Source organism: Streptomyces sp. NPDC003032, assembly GCF_053591415.1.
Genome location: NZ_JBSFTT010000001.1, coordinates 172875 through 194085, shown reverse-complemented (window position 1 = coordinate 194085; position 21211 = coordinate 172875). Strand labels below are relative to the sequence as shown.

General features: G+C 71.2%; 20 protein-coding genes and 2 pseudogenes. 13 read left to right on the top strand and 9 right to left on the bottom strand.

Annotated elements, in window-relative coordinates; all coding sequences use genetic code 11:
* Positions 1 to 39 precede the first annotated feature (39 nt).
* Positions 40 to 1065, top strand: coding sequence for a LysR family transcriptional regulator (locus ACWDZ7_RS01000; RefSeq protein ID WP_451793820.1), 1026 nt, complete (start codon positions 40 to 42; stop codon positions 1063 to 1065).
* On the opposite strand, the gene ACWDZ7_RS00995 is transcribed toward ACWDZ7_RS01000, so the two are convergent.
* The 4 genes and pseudogenes from ACWDZ7_RS00995 to ACWDZ7_RS00980 all read right to left on the bottom strand — a co-directional run bounded on the left by ACWDZ7_RS00995 (position 1048) and on the right by ACWDZ7_RS00980 (position 4223).
* The gene (locus ACWDZ7_RS00995) at positions 1048 to 1215 is read right to left on the bottom strand and encodes a hypothetical protein (RefSeq protein ID WP_451793819.1); all 168 of its coding nucleotides are present in this window, start codon (positions 1213 to 1215) and stop codon (positions 1048 to 1050) included. The genes ACWDZ7_RS01000 and ACWDZ7_RS00995 overlap by 18 nt on opposite strands.
* Before the next feature lie 129 nt (positions 1216 to 1344).
* Positions 1345 to 2175 carry a helix-turn-helix domain-containing protein gene (locus tag ACWDZ7_RS00990; protein ID WP_451793818.1) on the bottom strand — a complete coding sequence of 277 codons (831 nt, stop codon included), beginning with the start codon at positions 2173 to 2175 and terminating at the stop codon, positions 1345 to 1347.
* Positions 2176 to 2461: 286 nt separating this feature from the next.
* Positions 2462 to 2967: pseudogene (locus ACWDZ7_RS00985) on the bottom strand (NUDIX domain-containing protein).
* The gene (locus ACWDZ7_RS00980; protein ID WP_451793817.1) at positions 2964 to 4223 is read right to left on the bottom strand and encodes an XRE family transcriptional regulator; all 1260 of its coding nucleotides are present in this window, start codon (positions 4221 to 4223) and stop codon (positions 2964 to 2966) included. Before ACWDZ7_RS00980 ends, ACWDZ7_RS00985 begins: the two are co-directional and overlap by 4 nt.
* 156 nt (positions 4224 to 4379) lie before the next feature.
* Here ACWDZ7_RS00980 and ACWDZ7_RS00975 point away from each other — a divergent pair, with 156 nt between their 5' ends.
* The 8 genes from ACWDZ7_RS00975 (at position 4380) to ACWDZ7_RS00940 (ending at position 12803) form a co-directional block, all read left to right on the top strand.
* Positions 4380 to 4724: an ATP-binding protein gene (locus ACWDZ7_RS00975; RefSeq protein ID WP_451793816.1), complete on the top strand. Its 345-nt coding sequence runs from the start codon at positions 4380 to 4382 to the stop codon at positions 4722 to 4724.
* Positions 4721 to 4966: a helix-turn-helix transcriptional regulator gene (locus ACWDZ7_RS00970; protein WP_451793814.1), complete on the top strand. Its 246-nt coding sequence runs from the start codon at positions 4721 to 4723 to the stop codon at positions 4964 to 4966. Before ACWDZ7_RS00975 ends, ACWDZ7_RS00970 begins: the two co-directional genes overlap by 4 nt.
* A gap of 36 nt (positions 4967 to 5002) precedes the next feature.
* Positions 5003 to 5521 (top strand): hypothetical protein, encoded by a 519-nt coding sequence (locus tag ACWDZ7_RS00965; protein WP_451793813.1) that lies wholly within the window; start codon positions 5003 to 5005, stop codon positions 5519 to 5521.
* 87 nt (positions 5522 to 5608) lie between these two features.
* On the top strand, positions 5609 to 7138 hold the full coding sequence (locus ACWDZ7_RS00960) for an aldehyde dehydrogenase family protein (RefSeq protein WP_451793811.1): 1530 nt from the start codon (positions 5609 to 5611) through the stop codon (positions 7136 to 7138).
* A 50-nt stretch (positions 7139 to 7188) separates the two neighbouring features.
* A complete protein-coding gene (locus tag ACWDZ7_RS00955) occupies positions 7189 to 8730 on the top strand; it encodes a GMC family oxidoreductase (protein WP_451793810.1) in 1542 nt (513 codons plus the stop codon).
* Positions 8727 to 9860, top strand: a complete 1134-nt coding sequence (locus ACWDZ7_RS00950) for a quaternary amine ABC transporter ATP-binding protein (RefSeq protein ID WP_451793809.1) — start codon at positions 8727 to 8729, stop codon at positions 9858 to 9860. Before ACWDZ7_RS00955 ends, ACWDZ7_RS00950 begins: the two co-directional genes overlap by 4 nt.
* Positions 9860 to 11836 (top strand): ABC transporter permease, encoded by a 1977-nt coding sequence (locus ACWDZ7_RS00945; protein WP_451793807.1) that lies wholly within the window; start codon positions 9860 to 9862, stop codon positions 11834 to 11836. Before ACWDZ7_RS00950 ends, ACWDZ7_RS00945 begins: the two co-directional genes overlap by 1 nt.
* Position 11837: 1 nt before the next feature.
* Positions 11838 to 12803, top strand: a complete 966-nt coding sequence (locus tag ACWDZ7_RS00940; RefSeq protein WP_451793806.1) for a glycine betaine ABC transporter substrate-binding protein — start codon at positions 11838 to 11840, stop codon at positions 12801 to 12803.
* Positions 12804 to 12873: 70 nt separating this feature from the next.
* On the opposite strand, the gene ACWDZ7_RS00935 is transcribed toward ACWDZ7_RS00940, so the two are convergent.
* The 3 genes from ACWDZ7_RS00935 to ACWDZ7_RS00925 are packed head-to-tail and all read right to left on the bottom strand — an operon-like array spanning position 12874 to position 14596.
* Positions 12874 to 13602: an isocitrate lyase/PEP mutase family protein gene (locus ACWDZ7_RS00935; protein ID WP_451793805.1), complete on the bottom strand. Its 729-nt coding sequence runs from the start codon at positions 13600 to 13602 to the stop codon at positions 12874 to 12876.
* The gene (locus ACWDZ7_RS00930; protein WP_451793804.1) at positions 13599 to 14045 is read right to left on the bottom strand and encodes a carboxymuconolactone decarboxylase family protein; all 447 of its coding nucleotides are present in this window, start codon (positions 14043 to 14045) and stop codon (positions 13599 to 13601) included. Before ACWDZ7_RS00930 ends, ACWDZ7_RS00935 begins: the two co-directional genes overlap by 4 nt.
* Complete coding sequence (locus ACWDZ7_RS00925) at positions 14042 to 14596, bottom strand: carboxymuconolactone decarboxylase family protein (RefSeq protein ID WP_451793802.1); 555 nt, start codon at positions 14594 to 14596, stop codon at positions 14042 to 14044. Before ACWDZ7_RS00925 ends, ACWDZ7_RS00930 begins: the two co-directional genes overlap by 4 nt.
* 47 nt (positions 14597 to 14643) lie before the next feature.
* On the opposite strand from ACWDZ7_RS00925, the gene pdxR reads away from it, so the two are divergent.
* Both pdxR and ACWDZ7_RS00915 read left to right on the top strand, forming a co-directional pair.
* Positions 14644 to 16074: a MocR-like pyridoxine biosynthesis transcription factor PdxR gene (gene pdxR, locus ACWDZ7_RS00920; RefSeq protein ID WP_451793800.1), complete on the top strand. Its 1431-nt coding sequence runs from the start codon at positions 14644 to 14646 to the stop codon at positions 16072 to 16074.
* Between the two features lie 195 nt (positions 16075 to 16269).
* On the top strand, positions 16270 to 17112 hold the full coding sequence (locus tag ACWDZ7_RS00915) for an NAD(P)-dependent oxidoreductase (protein ID WP_451793799.1): 843 nt from the start codon (positions 16270 to 16272) through the stop codon (positions 17110 to 17112).
* Between the two features lie 326 nt (positions 17113 to 17438).
* Here the strand turns inward: ACWDZ7_RS00915 and ACWDZ7_RS00910 are convergent.
* Positions 17439 to 18254: pseudogene (locus ACWDZ7_RS00910) on the bottom strand (hypothetical protein); the annotation flags it as partial.
* Positions 18255 to 18460: 206 nt separating this feature from the next.
* Here ACWDZ7_RS00910 and ACWDZ7_RS00905 point away from each other — a divergent pair.
* Entirely contained in the window at positions 18461 to 18874 is a 414-nt protein-coding gene (locus ACWDZ7_RS00905; protein ID WP_451793798.1) for a hypothetical protein, read from the top strand.
* Between the two features lie 48 nt (positions 18875 to 18922).
* Positions 18923 to 20110: a glutathionylspermidine synthase family protein gene (locus tag ACWDZ7_RS00900; protein WP_451793797.1), complete on the top strand. Its 1188-nt coding sequence runs from the start codon at positions 18923 to 18925 to the stop codon at positions 20108 to 20110.
* 76 nt (positions 20111 to 20186) lie between these two features.
* On the opposite strand, the gene ACWDZ7_RS00895 is transcribed toward ACWDZ7_RS00900, so the two are convergent.
* Positions 20187 to 21191 (bottom strand): NADP-dependent oxidoreductase, encoded by a 1005-nt coding sequence (locus ACWDZ7_RS00895; protein WP_451793796.1) that lies wholly within the window; start codon positions 21189 to 21191, stop codon positions 20187 to 20189.
* Between the last annotated feature and the right edge of the window lie 20 nt (positions 21192 to 21211).

Genomic DNA, 21211 nt, shown 5'->3' with positions numbered 1-21211 from the left:
CGCCGACTTGCTTTCCAGTGCAACTTTCGCAAGGGGTGAATGCGTATGACGCAATCCGGCGGTTCCGGCGGTTCTGGCGGTTCCGGCGGTTCCGGCGGTTCCGGCGGTTCTGGCGGTTCCAGGAGTTCCAGGGATGCCAGCGGGGCGGGCCTCGACCTCAATCTGCTGCTCGCCCTCGATGTGCTGCTCGACGAGCAGAGCGTGTCCGGTGCCGCGCGGCGCCTGCACCTCTCGGAGCCCGCGATGAGCCGTACCCTCGGCCGCATCCGCAAGGCGCTGGGCGACCCCGTCCTCGTACGGGCCGGGCGGCAGATGGTGCCGACGCCGCACGCGCTGGCCGTTCACGCTGAGGTCAGCGCCGTGGTGGAGCGGGCCCGCGCGCTCTTCGCCGGGCCCGGCGCCGTCGACCTGCGCACGGTCTCCCGCACCCTGACGATCCTCGGCAACGACGCGCTCGCCGCCGCCTACGGCCCCGCGCTCTTCGCCCGCGCCGCCGAGGAGGCCCCGGGCGTGCGGCTCCGCTTCCTGGGCGAGAGCCACGTGGACGCGCCTCTGCTGCGGCAGGGCACCGCCGACCTGGAACTCGGCGTCATCGACGCGACCGAGCCCGAGGTGCGCGTGGAGCACCTTCGGGACGACCGGATGCTCGGTGTCGTACGCCGTGGACATCCGCTGCTGGAAGGCGAGTTGACGGTGCGTCGGTTCGCGGCGGCCGACCACGTCACCGTGTCGCGGCGCGGCCGTCTCTCCGGGCCGCTGGACGCCGCGCTCGCCGAACTCGGCCTGCGGCGGCGGGTGGTGGGCAGCGTGGGGACGTTCGCGTCGTCCGTCTTCATCCTGCCGCGCACGGATCTCGTGGGCCTGGTGACCTCGTGGTCCCGCTCCCTGACGGACACGTTGGGCCTCGTCACCTTCGAGATCCCCCTCGATCTGCCGCCGCTGCCGCTGGGCATGGCCTGGCATCCTCGGCACGACGCGGATCCGGCGCATGCGTGGCTGCGGGGGTGTGCGCGGGAGCTTCTGCTGCGGGCGTCCGCGCCGGCCGGTTCATTCGGCGCGGAGTGAGGCGGTGAGCCAGTCCGCCGTGCGGGCGCCGTTCACCACGCCCGGGATGACGCTGTCACCGCCGTCGACCACGAGCAGCGGGCTGGCGATGCGGGCGGCGCTGCTCCCGGCGGGCTTGTCCCTGCCCGCGACGCCGGGCATCCGCGTCATCCTCCTGGCGGGCCCAACGCCCCGCACAGAACTCGCCGCGCTGTGCCAGCCGTTGGCCAACACGCACCGCTGGCTGGGGCGCGTCCCGGCCCGGGACTGGCTCCCGTCCTGAGCCCGCCTCAGCCCGCCTCAGCCCGCGAGTGACCGCACGTCGGGCACAGCCGCGGCGACGGCGACGGCGACGTCCGGGACCCGACAGTCACGGCACCGCCCGGGCTCCGGGGCGCGGAACGGCCGGTCGCAGCCCTCGCACTCCTGGAGCGGGATGACATCGGACGCCGCCTCGGGACGGGGCAGCGACGGCGGAAGCCACTGCGCGAGGCGGTGGGCGAGGAGCCGGGCCGGGCGGTGAATGGCGAGGCCGGGAAGGTTCGCGCAGAGCGTGCGGGCGATCTGGACGGGCGGAACATCCCGCTCCAGCCAGGCGTCGACGGCCGGAACGAGGGCGGCGACATCGCGTACGGAAAGGGTCAGACGCGGATCGTGGCGGCGCAGCCCGGCGAGGAGATCGGCGGCGGGCCCGGTGGGCGGAGGCGGTGTGACCGTGGCGCGCGGCGGGTTGGCCAGGCAGACGCGCGGGGCCTCCGGGGCCGGGGCCGTGCGGGGAGTGGTGCCGGGGCACTCGACGTACGTCGTACGCGTGACGATCCGCTGCCCGCTGGTGCGTTCCTTGACGCGTCGCAGATAGCCCGCGGCTTCGAGTTCCCGTAGGGCTGCGGCGATGCGGTACTCGCTCTCCGGGAAGTGCGCGGCCAGGACCTTGATGCCGACGTGTGCCCCGTCGGGCAGGGACTGGATGTAGACGGCGAGGCCGATCGCGGTCGCGGAGAGCCCGCGGTGCTGGGCGAGGTGATTGCCGACGACGGTGAAGTGGGTGGCGTGGCGGTGGCGGATGTGGGTGACACCGCCGCCGGTCGCGGTGCTGCCGGGGGCAGGGGCGTTAGACTCAAGGGAACTCATGGGGAAGTGCTGTTCCTCGTGACTAGGCCCTCGGATCGGGATTGCAGTCCCGCCGGGGGCCGTTTCTGTTTGTGGTTGTCGGCGCGAACGTAGCGCGCCCGCCGCGGCATGCGCCACTCCGTCACTCGTACTGATGACAAGGGGAGTTGGCGGGGAGCGGGAAGGGATGGTTGGCAGTTCCTTGGCCGGATTCTTTAGGGGCGTCGAGCCCCACCGTGTCGCGGCGCACCGGGTCGCGGGATGCGTGATCCGGTAGGAGCTGGGCCTTGTGGGTGGGGCGAGGGAGTCACCAGTCGGCCGCACCATCACGCAAGTACAGCGGGCGCTTCTGCTCAAGGGCCCGTATCGCCGCGTCCAGCCGGTGCCGCATTCGCTCCCTGACCAGTTCACGCGCCCTCTCCAGTGGCACGAACGCCGCTTCGGACAGCTCTTGGTCATGAGGGCGCAACTCCCCGACGTCGTCGAGAGTGCCGCCATCGAAGACGAAGGCGATCTGGTCGTCCCATGGCCCGTGCGGGGCGACCCAGTCCACCACCAGAAGCCGAGAAGGTCGACCTCCCGTCCCAGTTCCTCCCGCAGTTCGCGCCGGACCGCGTCCTCAGGCGACTCGTTCGCCTCGGCCATGCCTCCCGGCAGATCCCAGCCCGGCTTGTAGGTGGGCCTCACGAGCAGTAGACGACCGGCGGGGTCCCGAAGGAGCACATCTGCCGCCACGCGCTTCCGGGCCTGCTTGGCGTTGCCCTCCGCGAGATACGCGTTCCAGGCGTCGGCGTCGGCCGGTGTGGGCCTCATGCAGCGGTGCCTTCCCTGGGCGGGATGATGTCGGCCAGCAGCAGCATTCTCGCGTGCCGCGCCTCGTCGAACCGTGCCAGGTACTCGCGAACTGGGCGGTATGTCCGGTGTGGGGACAACACCGTGCGCAGCGCGTCGAGCTGGCAGGCCACGCGAACGGAACCAAGGGCAGGGCTGGTGCCGAGGAGGTCGGTGGCCACGCCGAGCGCCGCGTCGAGATTCATCCGGCGTAGGTGGATGCCGACGAGGGTGATGCGGCTGAGCGCCAGGGACCGGACCCGGCCGTCCTCGCGGAGCCGGACCGCGTTCTCGGCATGCGGCAGGGCCTGCTCATGCTGTTCCAGGTCGCACAGGACCAGGGCCGGTTCACCGGCCAGAGCCGCACCGTCGAAGAGGCTCAGCCAAGGGTGCTCGGCATCTGTATAAGCGGTGAGTGTGCGGTGGGCCTGTTCCAGGGCGCGGTACGCCGGGGCTTGTTGTGAAGCTGCCGCGAGGGCGCGGGCGTGCATGACATGGAGGCGGGCTACGAGGGCCGCGATACGCGGGCCTTGGCTCGCGAGGCGCAGGCCGGTCAAGGCCCAGTGCGCAGCGCGTGGAGCGTCTCCTGTCTGAAGGGCGAGGTGGCTGCTGCTCGCGGCGACATGCGCGGCCAAGGGCAGGTCACCGGACGTGCGAGCCAACGGAAGCGCCCGAGTGAAGTGGCGTTCGGCCAGCGCGTCTCGACCGGAGTCGTGAGCCATCCAGCTGGCCATTTCGGTCAGCGCCGCCGCGGCCGCGAAGATCTGTGGGCCGGTGCCCGTGTCGACCAGGCGCGGGGCCACGTGGTCACCGAGATGCCGCACTACGGCCCTGTACAACCGTCCTCCGCCCGTCTGGCGGTCGGCTGCCCGAAAGGCATTTATGGCGGCCAAGTCACCACCTTCCGGCGGCCCTTGAGGGTGTCGCGGACACTTCTCGGTCGTCGGTGTCTCCCATGTCCGCCGTGCCAGCCCGAGTAGGTGGCCAGGGATGTGGAAGGCGTCCGAGATCTGCTCGAACAACGCGAGCTTTTCGACCCGGCTCTTGCCGTTCATGTAGTCGTAGAGCCGGCCTTGAGTGATGTCGACGGCCGTTGCCAGACGCCGCGTGCTGACCCCTCGGTGATTGAGCAGGCGGAACAGTGTTCCCATGTCGCGCTGCGCGCAGGCCGCAAGCAGGCGAGCGTCGTCGAGCATGCCTGCGACGACTTCGCGCGGGTCTGCTGCCTGGCGGTCCATCTCGCCCCCCTTACTGCGCGCCCACCCGATGTTACGCACAGCAAGTCTTCGGTGACTCCGCCTTGGGGTCACACCTCGGAGCCCCTTCGCGCCCTGCCGTGGCCGTTGACTGAACATCGACCGCCGGGCAACGGGCGGGCGCGCCACCTTGAGGAGATGTGGGGGCTTGACACCCTCACGGACGCGGGCACGCTGATCGTCTCCGAGTTGGTCGCCAACGTCATCGCCCACACGCGATGCCGTCTGGTCCGCGTCGCCATCACGCGCGTCGGGAACGGCAGCGTCCGGATCGCTGTCGCCGACACGTCCCGAGTGGTCCCCACGATGACCGATCCACCGGACGATGCCGGATGCGGCCGCGGTCTGCTCCTCGTTGATGCCCTCAGCGACCGCTGGGGGTACGACCTGCGACGCGCGAGCAAGGTCGTCTGGGCCGAGCTCCACACCAAAGCCGACGACTGTTGCCGACGTACTCATGAATGTAGTACTTCTTATACATGAGCGAGCAAGTGCACAACAGGCTGGCGATGGTGCGCGCCGAGCGGAAGGTGTCGCGTCAGGGCCTGGCCGAGGCGGTGGGGGTTCACTACCAGACCATCGGCTATATCGAGCGGGGGCAGTACAACCCGAGCCTCGACCTCGCGTTGAAGATCGCCAAGTTCTTCGAGCTGCCGGTCGAGGCCGTGTTCTCGCTTGAGCCGTTTCGCCCGCTCACCGATCAGGTTTACGGGAGGAACCACTGATGACGATGACGACCAGCGACCAGCGACCAGCGGCCTATGACGAATTACGACCGGTGGATGTACCGGCTGATGAACCGCCGTGAGGCGGCGCCCTTTCACGCCACCGCCGCGCGCAGGCGTGGGTGGGTCGTCACGCATATCGCCCTGACCGCCGTGAGCGTCGCCGCCTGGCTGGCGACCGTCGTGGGTGATCAGCGCTGGGCCACGTTCACCATGCTCGGCCTGCTGCTGCCGTGGTGCTTCGCGACCGGGGTGATCAACAGTTCTACGCGTGGGCTGCTCGAACTGCGGGTCCGCGCGCTTGATGAGCGCCAGCGCGCGGAGAGGAGCCGGGTCGCCGCCCTCGCCCAGCGCGTGATGCTGTGGGTGCTGCTGGCGGCGACCGTCGGTGCGGGAGTCGCCGCTCTCGCCGGTGTGGAGGTCGAGGGGGCCCTTTTTCCTGTTCTGTTCACCGTCTTCGTCGTGCACTGGCTGACGCCTCTCTGGGTCGCCGGTCTCACCGCGCGTGACGAGATGGAGTTCGACGACGACCCCGTAGAGGCGGCCGCACAGTGACACAGCGCACTTTCGGCCATCGAACACGCATGCTTTCGCCTCCGTAGGGCAGGTGCACCCGGCTGCCGTGAGTGACAGGCGGGGCATATGACAGGAACGGAAGGCAAACGGGACGTGTCCGCACAACACACCATCCATGTGGGCGGAGAGTGGCTGAGCGCCGCCTCCGGCGCCACCCGCGAGATCCTCGACCCGGCCGATGCCAAGCCGTTCGCGCTGATCGCCGAGGGCGGGACCGAGGACGCCGACGCGGCCATCGCCGCCGCGCGCAGGGCCTTCGACGACGGGCCGTGGCCCGCCACGCCCGTCGCCGAGCGTGCCGCCCTGCTCCGCAGGGTCGCCGACCTGCTCATACGCGACCGTGAAGAGATAGGGCTGCTCGAAAGCCGCGACGCGGGCAAGACCCTCGAAGAGGGGCGCGTCGACGTGGACTGTGTCGCCGACGCCTTCCGTTACTTCGCCGACCTCGTGATCGGCGAGGGCGGCGGGCGCGTCGTCGACGCGGGCAGCGACGACATCCACAGCGTCGTCGTCCACGAGCCCATCGGCGTCTGCTCGATGATCACGCCCTGGAACTACCCGCTCCTCCAGGCCAGCTGGAAGGTCGCGCCCGCGCTCGCCGCCGGCAACACCTTCGTCATCAAGCCGAGCGAGATCACGCCGCTGACGACCGTCGCGCTGGTCGAGCTGCTCGTCGAGGCGGGGCTCCCCGCCGGTGTCGCGAACATCGTGACCGGGCCCGGCCACACCGTCGGCGCCCGCCTCGCCGACCACCCCGACGTCGACCTGGTCTCCTTCACCGGCGGCCTCCTCTCCGGCACCAAGGTCGCCCAGGCCGCCGCCCTCGGCGTGAAGAAGGTCGCCCTGGAGCTCGGCGGGAAGAACCCCAACGTCGTCTTCGCGGACGCCTGCACCACCGACGAAGGCTTCGACACCGCCGTCGACCAGGCGCTCAACGCCGCCTTCATCCACAGCGGGCAGGTCTGCTCCGCCGGTGGCCGCCTCATCATCGAGGAGTCCGTCCGCGAGCGCTTCGTGGCCGAACTCGCCCGCCGGGCCCGGAAGATCAAGCTCGGGCGCGGCACCGAGGACGGCGTCGAATGCGGCCCGCTCGTCTCGCGGCAGCAGCGCGAGAAGACCGAGATGTACGTGGCCTCCGCCCTGGAGGAGGGCGCGGTGCTGCGGTCGGGCGGCAAGCGGCCCGAGCCGAGCGACGTCCGGCCCGCCGAGGGCTACTTCTACGAGCCGACCGTGCTCGACCAGTGCCACCGCGATATGAAGGTCGTACGGGAAGAGGTCTTCGGGCCCGTCCTGACCGTCGAGACCTTCCGTACCGAGGACGAGGCCGTCGCGCTCGCCAACGACACCGAGTACGGCCTCGCGGGCGCCGTGTGGACCAGTGACGCGGGGCGCGGGCGCCGCATGGCCCGCAAGATGCGCCACGGCACCATCTGGATCAACGACTTCCACCCCTACCTGCCGCAGGCGGAGTGGGGCGGCTTCGGCAAGAGCGGCGTCGGGCGCGAGCTGGGTCCCGCGGGACTCGCCGAGTACCGCGAGGCCAAGCACATCTACCAGAACCTGGCGCCGCGGCCGGTCCGCTGGTTCGCGGGCTGAGCCCCGGTACGTACGACCACTCATTACGCGCAGAACGTTGGAGTAACCGCATGTCCCAGACCGCGTACGACTACGTCATCGTCGGCGGCGGCACCGCCGGATCGGTGATCGCCTCCCGCCTCACCGAGAACCCGGACGTCACCGTCGCCGTCATCGAGGGCGGCCCCAGCGACATCGACCGCGAGGACGTCCTCACGCTGCGCAAGTGGCTCGGTCTGCTCGGCGGCGAGCTGGACTACGAGTACACGACCACCGAGCAGCCTCGCGGCAACTCCCACATCCTGCACAGCCGTGCCAAGGTGCTCGGCGGCTGCTCCTCGCACAACACCCTGATCTCCTTCAGGCCGCTGCCGTCCGACTGGGACGAGTGGGAGGCGGCGGGCGCGGCCGGCTGGGGCGCCAAGGCCATGGACCCCTACTTCGGCAAGCTGCGCAACAACATCGTGCGCGTCGCCAAGAAGGACCAGAACCAGATCGCCACCGACTGGGTCGAGGCGACGAAGACCGCGCTCGGCGTCCCGGAGGTCGTCGGCTTCAACGACAAGCCCTTCGACGAGGGCGTCGGCTTCTTCGACCTCGCGTACCACCCGGAGAACAACAAGCGCTCCTCCGCGTCCGTCGCCTACCTCCACCCCCACATGGAGGCCGGCGACCGCCCCAACCTCCACCTGTTCCTGGAGACCTGGGCCACCAAGCTGGAGCTGGACGGCAAGACAGCGCGCGGCGTCCACATGCGGACGAAGGACGGCGTCGAGCAGCTGCTCACCGCCCGCCGAGAGGTGCTGGTCTGCGCCGGTGCCGTCGACACGCCGCGGCTGCTCATGCACTCGGGCATCGGGCCGAAGAAGGACCTCGAAGCGCTCGGCATCCCGGTCGTCCACGACCTGCCGGGCGTCGGCGAGAACCTCATCGACCACCCCGAGTCGGTCATCGTCTGGGAGACCAACGGGCCGATCCCCGGCAACTCCGCGATGGACTCGGACGCCGGTCTGTTCGTGAAGCGGGACCCGGACCACAAGGGCCCGGACCTGATGTTCCACTTCTACCAGATCCCGTTCACGGACAACCCGGAGCGGCTCGGCTACGAACGTCCGGAGCACGGCGTCTCGATGACGCCGAACATCCCCAAGTCCCGCGCGCGCGGCCGGCTTTACCTCACGTCGGCCGACCCGGAGGTCAAGCCCGCGCTCGACTTCAAGTACTTCGAGTTCGACGAGAACGGGGTCGACTACGACGGTCAGACCCTCGTCGACGGCATCAAGCTGGCGCGCAAGGTCGCGCAGGCCGAGCCGTTCAAGAAGTGGCTCAAGCGCGAGGTCTTCCCCGGGCCCGAGGTCACCGGCGACGCCGAGATCAGCGAGCTGGTCCGCAAGGCCGCGCACACCGTCTACCACCCCGCCGGCACCTGCCGAATGGGTGCTTCCACTGATGAACTCGCCGTGGTCGACCCGGAGTTGAAGATCCGGGGCATGGCAGGAATCCGTATCGCGGACGCATCCGTCTTCCCGACGATGCCCGCCGTGAACCCGATGATCGGAGTGCTCATGGTCGGGGAGAAATGCGCCGAGATGCTGGCTGGTGACGGCCGATGAGCGAAGCCACCGTGACGAAGCACGTCGAGGCCGGGGCCGGGGCCGGGGCTTCCGGCGACGGGCCCGTCTTCGCCGTCAAGAACCTCTGGAAGGTCTTCGGGCCCCGGGCCGAGCGCATACCGGACGACACCTCGCTGCACGGCCTGAGCCCCGCCGAACTGCGTGAGCGGACCGGCTGCACGGCCGCCGTGCGGGATGTGTCCTTCGAGGTCAAGAAGGGTGAGGTCTTCGTCGTCATGGGCCTGTCGGGCTCCGGCAAGTCCACTCTCGTACGCTGTCTGACCCGGCTCATCGAGCCGACCTCCGGCGCCATCGCCATCGACGGCGAGGACGTCCTCGCCATGGACAGGGCCCGCCTGCGCGAACTGCGCCGCCACCGCGCCTCCATGGTCTTCCAGCACTTCGGCCTCCTGCCGCACCGCTCCGTCATCGACAACGTCGCGTACGGCCTCGAGGTGCAGGGCGTCGGCAAGGCCGAGCGCCGCGCCAAGGCCCTCGAAGTCGTCGAGAAGGTCGGCCTTGAGGGTCTTGAGCAGCGCAAGCCCGGACAGCTCTCCGGCGGCCAGCAGCAGCGCGTGGGCCTGGCCCGCGCCCTCGCCGTCGACCCCGAGGTCCTCCTGTTCGACGAGCCGTTCAGCGCCCTCGACCCGCTGATCCGCCGCGACATGCAGGAGGAAGTCGTCCGCCTGCACCGCGAAGAGGGCCGCACGATGGTCTTCATCACCCACGACCTCAGCGAGGCCCTCAAGCTCGGCGACCGCATCGCCCTGATGCGCGACGGCCGCGTCGTCCAGTGCGGCACGCCCGAGGAGATCGTCGGCTCCCCGGCCGACGAGTACGTCCGCGACTTCGTACGCGATGTGGCGCGCGCCGACGTGATGAGCGTACGCAGCGCCATGCGCCCCGCCGCCGACGACGAGGAGAGCCGCGGCGCGGCCCTCGCGCCCGACGCCAAGGTCTCCGAGGCCATCGAGGCCGTCGCCCGCACCGGCGTCCCGGTGCGCGTGATGGACGGCAAGCGGTGCCTCGGCGTGGTGGACCACGCGGGGCTGCTCGCCGTGATCGCGGGCACCGCGGCCCCCGCGGGCCCCGCATCCACCGCCCCCGACAAGGGCGAGGTGGTCGCCTGATGGCCACCGCCACCGCGTCCGGTCCCGTACGGGATACGGGAATCGGCGCGCTCCTGCGTCACCGTGCCGTCGGCAAACTCCTGCTGCTCGCCGTCGCCGCGGCCGTCCTCGTGCCGATCCTCAACGCCAAGTGGGCCTCCGGCGCCTGGCCGGACGCCCTCACCGTCGACCTGACCGAGCCGCTGGGCAGGACCACCGACTGGATCATCGACAACCGCGACAGCCACCCGCTGTTCACCTACTTCTTCGGGCACATCAGCAACGCCATCGTGCTCTCCGTGCGCGGCGTCTACCTGGTGCTGCTCGCCGCCGGATGGGCCGGGGTCACCGCCGCCGCCGGGCTCGTCGCCTGGCGCGTGGCGGGCGTCAAGCTCGCCGTCACGGCGTCGGCCGCGTTCGCCGTGTGCGGGCTGCTCGGCATGTGGGTGCCGACCATGCAGACGCTCGCCCTGATGATCGTCGCGGTGCTCGCCTCGGTCGTGGTCGGCCTGCTGCTCGGCCTCGCGGGCGGGCTCAACGACCGGGCCTTCCGCGTCCTGCGGCCGGTCCTCGACACCATGCAGGTCCTTCCCGCGTACGCGTATCTGCTGCCGTTCGCCCTCGTCTTCGGCATGGGCGTCCCGGCGGCCGTCCTCGCGACGGTCGTGTACTCGGCCCCGCCCATGGCCCGGCTCACCGCGCTCGGCCTGCGCGGCGCCGACGCCGGCGTGATGGAGGCGGTGGCCTCGCTCGGTGCGACCGGACGCCAGCGCCTGCTCACCGCGCGGCTGCCCCTCGCCCTCAAGGAACTCCTGCTCGGCGTCAACCAGACGATCATGATGGCGCTCTCCATGGCCGTCATCGCCTCGGTAATCGGCGCGGGCGGCCTCGGCGACCGCGTCTACCAGGCGCTCTCCACCGTCGACGTCGGCCAGGCGCTCGCCGCCGGCATCCCGATCGTGCTGCTCGCCGTCGTCCTGGACCGGGTGACCGGCGCCGCGGGCGAGAAGGTGGGCGCGCACGCCGAGGACACGTCGCCGCTCCGCGGCCGGCGCGGCTGGTCCGTTGCCGCCGCCGTGACCGTCGTCGCCGCGCTCGCCGCCCGCTTCGCGGACCGCGTGGACTGGCCGACCGGCTGGGTCGTGAACATCGCCCCGTCGGTCAACACCGCCAAGGACTGGATGGTCGACCACCTCTACACCGGCGTGCCCGTCGTCGGCGGCACCGCCGACTGGGCGTCCCACTTCACCACGTGGGTCCTCAACCCCGTCCGCGACGGGCTCCAGGACCTTCCCTGGTGGTCGGTGCTGCTGATCGTCGCCGCGCTCGCCTGGCTGATCGGCACCTGGCAGACCGCGCTGACCGCCGTCGCCGCGATGGGCGCGATCGGCGTACTCGGTGTCTGGGACAAGTCCCTCGACACGCTCTCGCAGGTCCTCGCCGGTGTCGCCGTGACCCTGGCCCTCGGCTTCGCGATCGGCGTCGCGGCGTCCCGCAGCACGCGGTTCGAACGCCTGCTCCGCCCGGTGCTCGACGTGTTCCAGACGATGCCGCAGTTCGTGTACCTGATCCCGGTCGTCGCCCTCTTCGGCATCGGCCGCGCCCCCGCGGTCGCCGCGGCCGTCGTCTACGCGCTGCCCGCCGTCATCCGCATCACCACGCAGGGCCTGCGCCAGGTCGACGCCGCCGCGATGGAGTCCTCGCGCTCGCTCGGCGCCACCGGCTGGCAGCAGCTGCGCCAGGTCCAGCTGCCGCTGGCCCGCCCCGCACTCCTGCTCGCCCTCAACCAGGGCGTCGTCCTGGTCCTCGCCGTCGTCGTCATCGGCGGTCTGGTCGGCGGTGGCGCGCTCGGCTACGACGTGGTGTTCGGCATCGCGCAGGGCGACCTGGCGACGGGCCTGGTGGCCGGTGCCGCGATCGTCTGCCTCGGCCTGATGCTCGACCGCGTCACGCAGCCGACGGAACGCCGGGTACGCCGCGCGAAGAAGGGAGCGTGACATGCGAGTACGTACGCGTGTGATGAGCGCTGTCACGGCGGCCGGCGCGCTCCTCGCGCTCTCCGGCTGCGGTGCCGCCGACATGACCAAGCAGGCGTCGCCGTACGCGAACGCCGCCGGGGCCAAGACGGTGACCCTCTCGGTCCAGTCCTGGGTCGGCGCGCAGGCGGACGTCGCCGTCGCCGAGTATCTGCTGAAGAACGAGCTGGGCTACCGCGTCGACAAGGTCCAGATCGACGAGGTGCCCGCCTGGGACGCCCTCAGCCAGGGCCGCGTCGACGCGATCATGGAGGACTGGGGCCACCCCGACCAGGAGCAGAGGTACGTCAAGGAGAAGAAGACGATCGTCCCCGGCGGCGACGTCGGCGTGACGGGTCACATCGGCTGGTACGTCCCGACGTACTTCGCCAAGAAGCACCCGGACGTCACCGACTGGAGGAACCTCAACAAGTACGCCGACCAGTTCCGCACCTCCGAGAGCGGCGACAAGGGCCAGCTCATGGACGGCTCCCCGTCGTACGTGACGAACGACAAGGCCCTCGTGCAGAACCTCGACCTGGACTACGAGGTGGTCTTCGCGGGGTCGGAGGCGGCGCAGATCACCCAGATCGAGCAGTTCGCCAAGCAGCAGAAGCCGTTCCTGACGTACTGGTACAAGCCCCAGTGGCTGTTCGAGAAGGTGCCGATGACGGAGGTGAAGCTGCCCGAGTACAAGGAGGGCTGCGACGCCGACCCGGCCACGATCAAGTGTGCCTATCCGCATACGCCGCTCCAGAAGTACTTCAACGCGGACTTCGCCAAGAACGGGGGCGAGGCCGCGGAGTTCCTGAAGAACTTCAAGTGGTCGGAGGAGGACCAGAACGAGGTCTCCCTGATGATCGCGGACAAGAAGATGTCGCCGGATGCCGCGGCGAAGGCGTGGGTCGCCGACCATGAGGCCAAGTGGCGGGGCTGGCTTCCCAAGTAGGCCGTTCCCGTTGTGGGCACAACGCCACGGTGCCGGGCGCCTTTGGAATGAGGGCCCGGCACCGCCGGTTTCAGGTCAGCTCGTCGGCGATGGCCCGCAGGGCCGACATGCTCCGGTGCAGCAGACCGGGCCCGAATGTCACCCGCGTCGCTCCCATCGTCCCCAGTTCCCGAGGTGAGGGCCCGCCCGCCAGGGCGAGGACGTTCAGCGGCCCCTCGATCCCCGCCCGCAGCGCGGGAACCGCCTCGGGCGGGGCCAGGATCGGGTAGACGCAGTCCGCGCCCGCCGCCACATACAGGCGGGCCCGCTCGATCGCGGCGGCCGGCTCCGGGACGCCCCTGACGAACGTGTCCACGCGCGCGTTGACGAAGAGCCGGCTCCCCGCCGCGGCCCGCACCTCCGCGAGGAAGTCGGCCTGCTCGGCGGGGTCCCTGAGCGTGCCCGGCTCGCCCTTGGCGCCGAAGGAGTCCTCCAGGTTGCAGCCGACCGCGCCGGTCTCCAGGAGCCGGTCCACCAGCTCCGCCGGGGCGAGGCCGTAGCCGCTCTCGATGTCCGCGGTGACGGGCACGGAGACGGACCGCGCGATGCGCGTGATCGCCGCGAACATCTCCTCGGGCGGCACTTGCCCGTCCTCGTATCCGAGGGAGAGCGCGATGCCCGCGCTCGGCGTGGCCAGCGCGGGGCTGCCCGCCTCCTCGAATGTCCGGGCGCTCGCCGCGTCCCAGGGGCCCGGCAGGATCAGCGGATCGCCGGGCGCGCGGTCGTGGTGCAGGGCGCGCAGGGTGTCGACGGCGCTCATGACGTGTGTCCTCCGGGCTCGATGCGGCGGCTCACCATCAGCCGGTTCCAGCTGTTGATGACGGTGATCAGCCCGATGAGATGGGCGAGTTCGGGTTCGTCGAAGTGCTTGCTCGCACGCTCGTAAGTGGCGTCCGGCACGAAACCCTCGGTGAGGACGGTGACCGCCTCGGTCAGGGCGAGGGCCGCGCGCTCACGCTCGCTGAAGAGCGCCCCGGCCTCCTCCCAGGCGTTGAGGAGGGCGACGCGCTTCGGGGTCTCGCCGTTCTTGAGGGCGAGATCCACATGCATGTCGAGGCAGAAGGCGCACGCGTTGATCTGCGAGGCCCGCATCATCACCAGCTCGGCGAGGACCGGGTCGCCGAGGCCCCGCTTGGCGGCGGCGCTCAGCGCGACCATCGCGGAGCCGACGCCCTTGTCCAAGTACGTGGTGCGGGCGGTCACTTGACGTCGCCCGCCTTGTAGTGGCCCGGCACCTGACGTGTCGAGACGCCGAAGCGGTTCCACGCGTTGATGACGGTGATCGCGGCGATGAGCTGGGTCAGCTCCACCTCGTCGAAGTGCGCGGCGGCTCGCTCGTACACCTCGTCCGGCACGAAACCGTCGGTCAGGACGGTGACCGCCTCCGTCAGCTCGATCGCGGCGACCTCCTTGGCGGTGTAGAAGTGCCGCGACTCGTCCCACGCGCTGAGCTGGATGATCCGCTCGACGCTCTCGCCCGCCGCGAGCGCGTCCTTGGTGTGCATGTCCAGACAGAGTGCGCAGCGGTTGATCTGCGAGGCGCGGATCTTGACCAGCTCGTAGATCACCGGGTCGAGACCCTTACGGGCCGCCGCGTCGAGCTTGATCATGGCCTTGAAGACCTCGGGGGCGTGCGTGGCCCAGGCGAGGCGGGGGGTGTGCTCGTGGACGTACGCCTTGGCGTTCTCCTCGGCGTTCTCCTTGGCGTTCTCCTTGGCGGGGGCGCCCTCGGCGGTGTTCTCGTTCATCGTCATGCCTTCGACCCTAGGGGCCGGGTAGCCCACCGGTATGGTCCATTTCCATGGGAGAATCTTGGGCCACTCTGGGCGTCGACCTGCACGTGGAGACGGGCGGTGACGCGTCGGGCGACGGCGACCGCGGCGGTGTCCGCAACGGCGTACGCAAAAGCCTGACGGACGCCCTGCGCGCGGCGGTGCGCGGTGGCCGGCTCGCCCCCGGCACCCGGCTGCCCTCGTCCCGCTCGCTCGCCGTCGACCTCGGCATCGCGCGGAACACCGTCGCCGACGCGTACGCCGACCTCGTCGCCGAGGGCTGGCTCACCGCCCGCCAGGGTTCGGGCACGCGGGTGGCGGAGCGCCTCATCACACCGCCGGCACGGCCCGCGCCGACCCGCAGGCCCGTCGGCGCGCCGACGTACGACCTCAGTCCCGGCACCCCTGACCTGGCCTCCTTTCCGCGCGCGGAGTGGCTCAAGGCGGCCCGGCGCGCGCTGTCGGCGGCGCCCAACACGGCGCTCGGGTACGACGACCCACGCGGCCGCGTCGAACTGCGGGAGGCCCTCGCGGGCTACCTCGCGCGGGCGCGCGGCGTGCACGCGGACCCCGACCGCGTCGTCATCACCGCCGGGTTCGTGCACGGGCTTTCGATCCTGGGCCGCGTACTGCGGCAGCGCGGGCTGCGGGAGGTGACCGTGGAGTCGTACGGCCTGGACATCCACTGGAACCTGCTGCACCGCGCGGGCCTGCGGACGGCACCGCTCGACTTCGACGACCTGGGCACCTGCACCGCGGGGCTGGACGCGGGCGCCTCGAAGGCGGTGCTGCTCACGCCCGCGCACCAGTTCCCGATGGGCGTGCCGCTGCACCCCGACCGGCGCGCGGCGGCCGTCGACTGGGCGCGGCGCGAGGGCGGCCTGATCCTGGAGGACGACTACGACGGCGAGTTCCGCTACGACCGCCAGCCCGTCGGCGCGCTCCAGGGCCTCGACCCCGAGCGCGTGGTCTACCTCGGCACGGCCAGCAAGTCCCTCGCCCCTGGCCTGCGCCTGGGCTGGATGGTGCTGCCGTCGGGACTGCGCGACGAAGTCCTCGGCGAGAAGGACGCCGCCGGGTGGTCCTGCGGCACGCTGGACCAGCTGACGCTCGCGGAGTTCATCACCTCCGGTGCGTACGACCGTCATGTGCGCGGGGCCCGCCTGCGGTACCGGCGCCGCCGCGACCACCTCGTGGCCGCCCTCGCCGAACGGTCCCCCGAGACCCGCGCCACGGGTATCGCGGCCGGCCTCCACGCGGTGCTCGAACTCCCTCCGGGCACGGAGCGGTCCATCGTCCAGGCCGCCAACTGGGAACGTCTCGCCGTCCAGGGGCTCGCCCGCTTCCGTCATCCTCTCGCGGAGGTGCGGCGGCGGGACGCGCTGGTGGTGGGGTACGGGACTCCGGCGGAGCACGCGTGGACGGGGGCGCTGGAGGCGTTGTGCCGGGTGCTGCCGTGACCTGGCGTGACCTGGCGTGTTCGCCTTCGCGGTCCTCTGGGCCTGCGCCCAAAGCCGTAAGCTCCCTCGGCCGCCGGACCGATACGGTCGCGCCACACCCACAACTAGCGTCCCACCATGACGACAACGGCAACGGCAACGACCACGGCAACGACAGCGACAACTGGTGGGGCAGCTGGACGGGGACGGGTCACCGTGCTCGGACTGGGTGACATGGGTTCGGCGATCGCCAGGACCTTCGTGGAGCAGGGTCTCCACACCACGGTCTGGAACCGGACCGCCTCCAAGACCGCGCCGCTGGTCGACGCCGGGGCCACGGCCGCCGCGACGGCGGCGGAGGCGGTGGCGGCGAGCCCGCTCGTCGTCATCTGCCTGCTCGACGGCGCGGCGGTGGACGAGGTCCTCGCGGCCATCGACGGGGCGGTCGCGGGCAAGGTCCTGGTGAACGTGACGAGCGGCTCTCCCGCGCAGGCGCGGGCGACCGAGCGCTGGGCGGCCGAGCGCGGCGCCGAGTACATCGACGGCAAGGTCATGGGTGATCCGCCGGACGTGGGCAAGCCCCACATCATGTTCCCGTTCAGCGGTTCCCGCGCCGCCTACGACGCCCACGAGCCGACGCTGCGGCTGCTCGGCGGCATCGCGTACCACGGCGAGGACGCCGGTGCGGCCGCCGTGGAGTTCATGGCCCAGGTCGCGATGGGCTTCGAGCTGCTCATCGGCTTTCTGCACACGCTCAAGCTGGTCCGGGCGGAGGGTGTCGACGTGGCCGAGTTCACCGACCGCGTCGCGGGTTCGGTGGCCGCCTACCCGCCCTTGCTGACCGCGATGGCCAAGGCGGTCAAGAGCGGCGAGTACGGACCGGACCTCGGTTCACTGGACGTCCAGGCCGCACTGATGAACGACCTGATCAGCCACCGCGAGTCCGTCGGCGTGGAGTCCGTACGGATGCGGGAGGTCAAGAAGTTGATGGACCGCCGCATCGCGCAGGGCCACGGCGACCAGGGCTTCTCAAGCTTGTTCGAACTACTGGAGAAGTGAGCTTGCGGGGCCCGGGAGCGCCCCGATAGGGGCGCGGGGAACGGCGCGATCAGCCACGGCGTGCCCGCAGGGGGCGGGTGGCTGGGGTTTGCGGGGCGGTGAGCGCCCCGTTAGGGGCGCGGGGAACGGCGCGATCAGCCACGATGCGCCCGCAGGGGACGGGTGGCCGGGGCCTGCGGGGCGGGGTCCAGTGGGCTCAGGGCTTGCTGGGCGGGGCCCAGTGGGCGGGCAGCGCCGGGCCTGGTGGGGGCGGGGACACCCCGAACCCAGGGGGCCCCGCTCCGTGCCGCCTCCCGGGCCGCCGCCCCCTCGGCGCCCGCCACCACCGACGGCGCCTCCCCGAACCGCGCCAGCGCGAGCGCCCCGGCGACCGCCACCGCGAAGCCCAGGACGGCCAGCCACCCCAGCCCTTCCCGGGTCCGGTCACCCAGCCACAAGACACCCGCCAACGCGGGCCCGATCGTCTCCCCGATCACCATCCCGGCGGTGGCGGCCGTCACCGACCCCCGCTGCAACGCCGACGTGAGCAGCAGAAACGCCGCGCCTCCGCCCACCAGCAGCGCGTACGTCGCCGGATTGGCCAGCAGCGCCCCAGGAGCGACCGAGTCGACGAGCCGTACCGCCACCTCGACCACCCCGAACCCGCACCCCGCGCCGAGGCCAAGCGCCGGCGCCCGCACGCGGTCGGGCAGCCGCCCGGCCGCCGCCCCGAGCATCAGCACGGCCACCGCGATGCCGAGCACCACGTACCGCAGCGTCGTGGTCCCGCCGTGGTCGCCCTCGTCCCCGGACGCGGACCCCAGCATCGCGAGCCCCGCGCAGACCACGCCCACCGCGCCCCACTCGACGCCGCCGAGCCGCACCTGCAGCAGCCGGGCGGCGACCACCGCGGTGACGGCGAGGCTCGCGGCGAGCGCCGCCCCCACGGCGTAGATGGGGAGGGAGCGCAACGCCACGATCTGGAGCAGGAAGCCGAGCCCGTCCAGCGCCAGCCCGGCGAGGTAACGCCACTGGCGCAGGGCGCGCAGCAGCAGCGCCGGGTCGACGCCGGACCCGGTGCCCGGCGCGGTGGCGCGCGCGGCGACCGCCTGCAGAACCGAGGCCGTGCCGAAGCAGACCGCTGAGCCGAGAGCGCAAATCATCCCAAGAGACACGAAGTGACTGTAGAGGAAGGCGAGTCAAGGGAGACCCAAGGGAGATCCGGGGGAGGCGGTTGGCAGCGGCCATGCCGGTGTACCTACGCTGATCGCCGATCACGTACGAGCACGATCACGTACGAGCACGATCACGTACGAGCACGATCACGTACACGCACAAGCACGTACGAGCACGGGGGAGCGGTAGTTCCATGGCGGAGCAGAACGAGCAACGACGACGACGGCTGCGGTCCAGCACGGTCGTCCTCGGCGGCATGGGCGTCCTCGCGGCGGCCCTGACCTCCTGCGGCTCGGAACCGGACCGCCGCTGCGTGGACCGCGACAGCTACGACGGCTTCCTGGGATACAAGATCGTCAGCGACAAGAACTGCAAGGCGGCGACCGCAGGAACCTCCTCCTCGGGCAAGGCCCGCAAGACGGACGCCGGTTCCTACGGCACCGGCAGGACGTCGGGCCGTACCGACCCCGCCTGGTACTACGACGCCGAGGTCGACGGCCGCTACGCCGACTACGGCACGTTCAGCCGCAGTGAGGCCGTGGACCGCGACGGCTTCGGCTGCTCGGGCGGCGGTAGCGGCAGCGGCAGCGGCAGCGGCGGCGGCTGAGGGGACCCGGAACCAGAACCGGACCCGGACCCGGACGCGTACGACGACATGGAGCGCCGCACCATCACCCCCCGCCCCGACTGGCAGCGGACCGTCGAGGACCAGGGACTCATCTACCCCCTCACGCGCTACCCCGACGACACCCTGCGTCCCTACTGGGACGAGAGCGCGTACTACGTCTTCTGCCTCCCCGAGATCGAGGCGCTGGAGGAGGTCGTCGAGGAACTGCACGCGATGTGCCTGGCCGCCGCCGCGCACATCGTCGAACACGACCGCCTCGCCGACCTCGGCATCACGGACCCGCGCGTGTCGGACGCCGTCACGGAGGCCTGGCACCGCCGTGCCGAACTCCCCTCCCTCTACGGCCGTCTCGACCTGCGCTACGACGGCACGGGCCCGGCCAAGATGCTGGAGTACAACGCCGACACCCCCACCTCCCTCGTCGAGGCCGCGAGCCCGCAGTGGTTCTGGATGGAGGAGCGCTTCCCCGGCGCCGACCAGTGGAACTCCCTCCACGAACGTCTCGTCGACGCTTGGAAGAAACAGGCCGCCCTGCTGCCACCCGGCGGCCCGCTCTACTTCGCGCACTCCGCCGCCGACGAACTCGGCGAGGACCTCATGACGGTTGCGTACCTGCGCGAGACGGCCGAACAGGCGGGCCTCACCACGGACTCCATCTCCATGGAGGACATCGGCTGGGACCGCCTCTCGCGCCGCTTCGTCGACAAGAAGCTCCGCTTCATGCGCTCCTGCTTCAAGCTCTACCCGTGGGAGTGGCTGACCACGGACCGCTTCGCGCCGTACGTCCTGGAGACCCTCGACAACGGCGGCGGCACCGGCTCCACCCTGTGGATCGAGCCCGCCTGGAAGATGCTCCTCTCCAACAAGGCACTCCTTGCGGTCCTCTGGGAGCTGTACCCGGGCCACCCGAACCTGCTCCCCGCCTACCTGGACGGCCCACGCGAACTGGCCCGGGAACGCGGATACGTGGCCAAGCCCCTCCTCGGCCGCGAGGGCGCCGGTGTCACGATCCACGAGCCGGGCGTTGCGAATCCGGTCCTGCGGGAAGAGGCCTGCTGCTACCAGGAGCTCGCACCGCTGCCCGACTTCGACGGCAACCGTGTCGTCCTCGGCGCGTGGGTCGTCGAGGACGAGGCGGCGGGGCTCGGCATCAGGGAGTCTGCGGGGCCGATCACGGACGAGTACGCGCGGTTTCTTCCACATGTGATCCTTTGAGGCCCGGCAACGACCGGCCGGCCGCTGCCGGGCTGGGTCCGTACTCGCCCCGTACTCGACCCGTACTCGGCCCGTACTAAATCCGTACGAGCATCTTGCCGGTGTTGGCGCCGCGCAGCACTCCGAGGAAGGCTTCCGGGGCCTGATCGATGCCGTCGACGACGGTCTGCTCGGTGCGCAGCGTGCCGTCGGCGAGCAGCGGTGCCGCCCGGCCGATCCACTCCGTGAAAAGGTCGAAGTGGCTGGTGACGAGCATGCCGCGCAGCGTCGCCTCCTGCTTGGCGGCCTGGAAGAGGTTGTCGGGACCGGGCACGGGCGAGGTGGCGTTGTACGTGCTGATGGCGCCGACCAGCGCGATGCGACCGCCGGGGCGGATGGCGCCGATCGCGGCCTGCAGATGGTCACCGCCGACCGAGTCGAGATAGACGTCGACGCCGTCGGGCGCGGCCTGCGCGAGCTGCTCGGGCAGGCCGCCCGCGCGGTAGTCGATGGCGGCGTCGTACCCGAAGGAGTCGAGCAGCTTCTTCGTCTTCGCCGGGCCGCCGGCCGAGCCGATCACCCGGGAGGCACCGAGTTCGCGGGCGATCTGCCCCGCCACGCTGCCGACCGCCCCGGCCGCGGCGGACACGAAGACGACGTCGCCCTCGCGCACCGGTGCGGTGCGGGTCAGCGCGGCGTACGCCGTCAGTCCCGTCGTGCCGAGCGGGCCGAGGTAGGCGGCGGCGGGGGCGAGCGAGGTGTCGACGACCGTCGCGGCGGCGGCGTCAAGGACGGCGTACTCCCGCCATCCGAGGAAGTGCGACACGGTCGCGCCGACGGGGATCTCGGGGGCGTTGGACGCGACGACCTCGCCGACCGCACTGCCGTCGAGCGGGGCGCCCAGCTGGAACGGCGGCATGTAGGACGGCGCGTCGTCCATGCGGCCCCGCATGTACGGGTCCACGGACATCCAGGTATTGCGGACCAGGATCTGTCCCTCGCCCGGCTCGTCGGTGACCTGGGTGGTTACCAGCTCGAAGTCCGCGGGGGCGGGCTCGCCGACGGGGCGGGCGGCGAGACGGATTTCGCGGGAGGCGGGCATGGTGACTCCTGGGGTTGGGC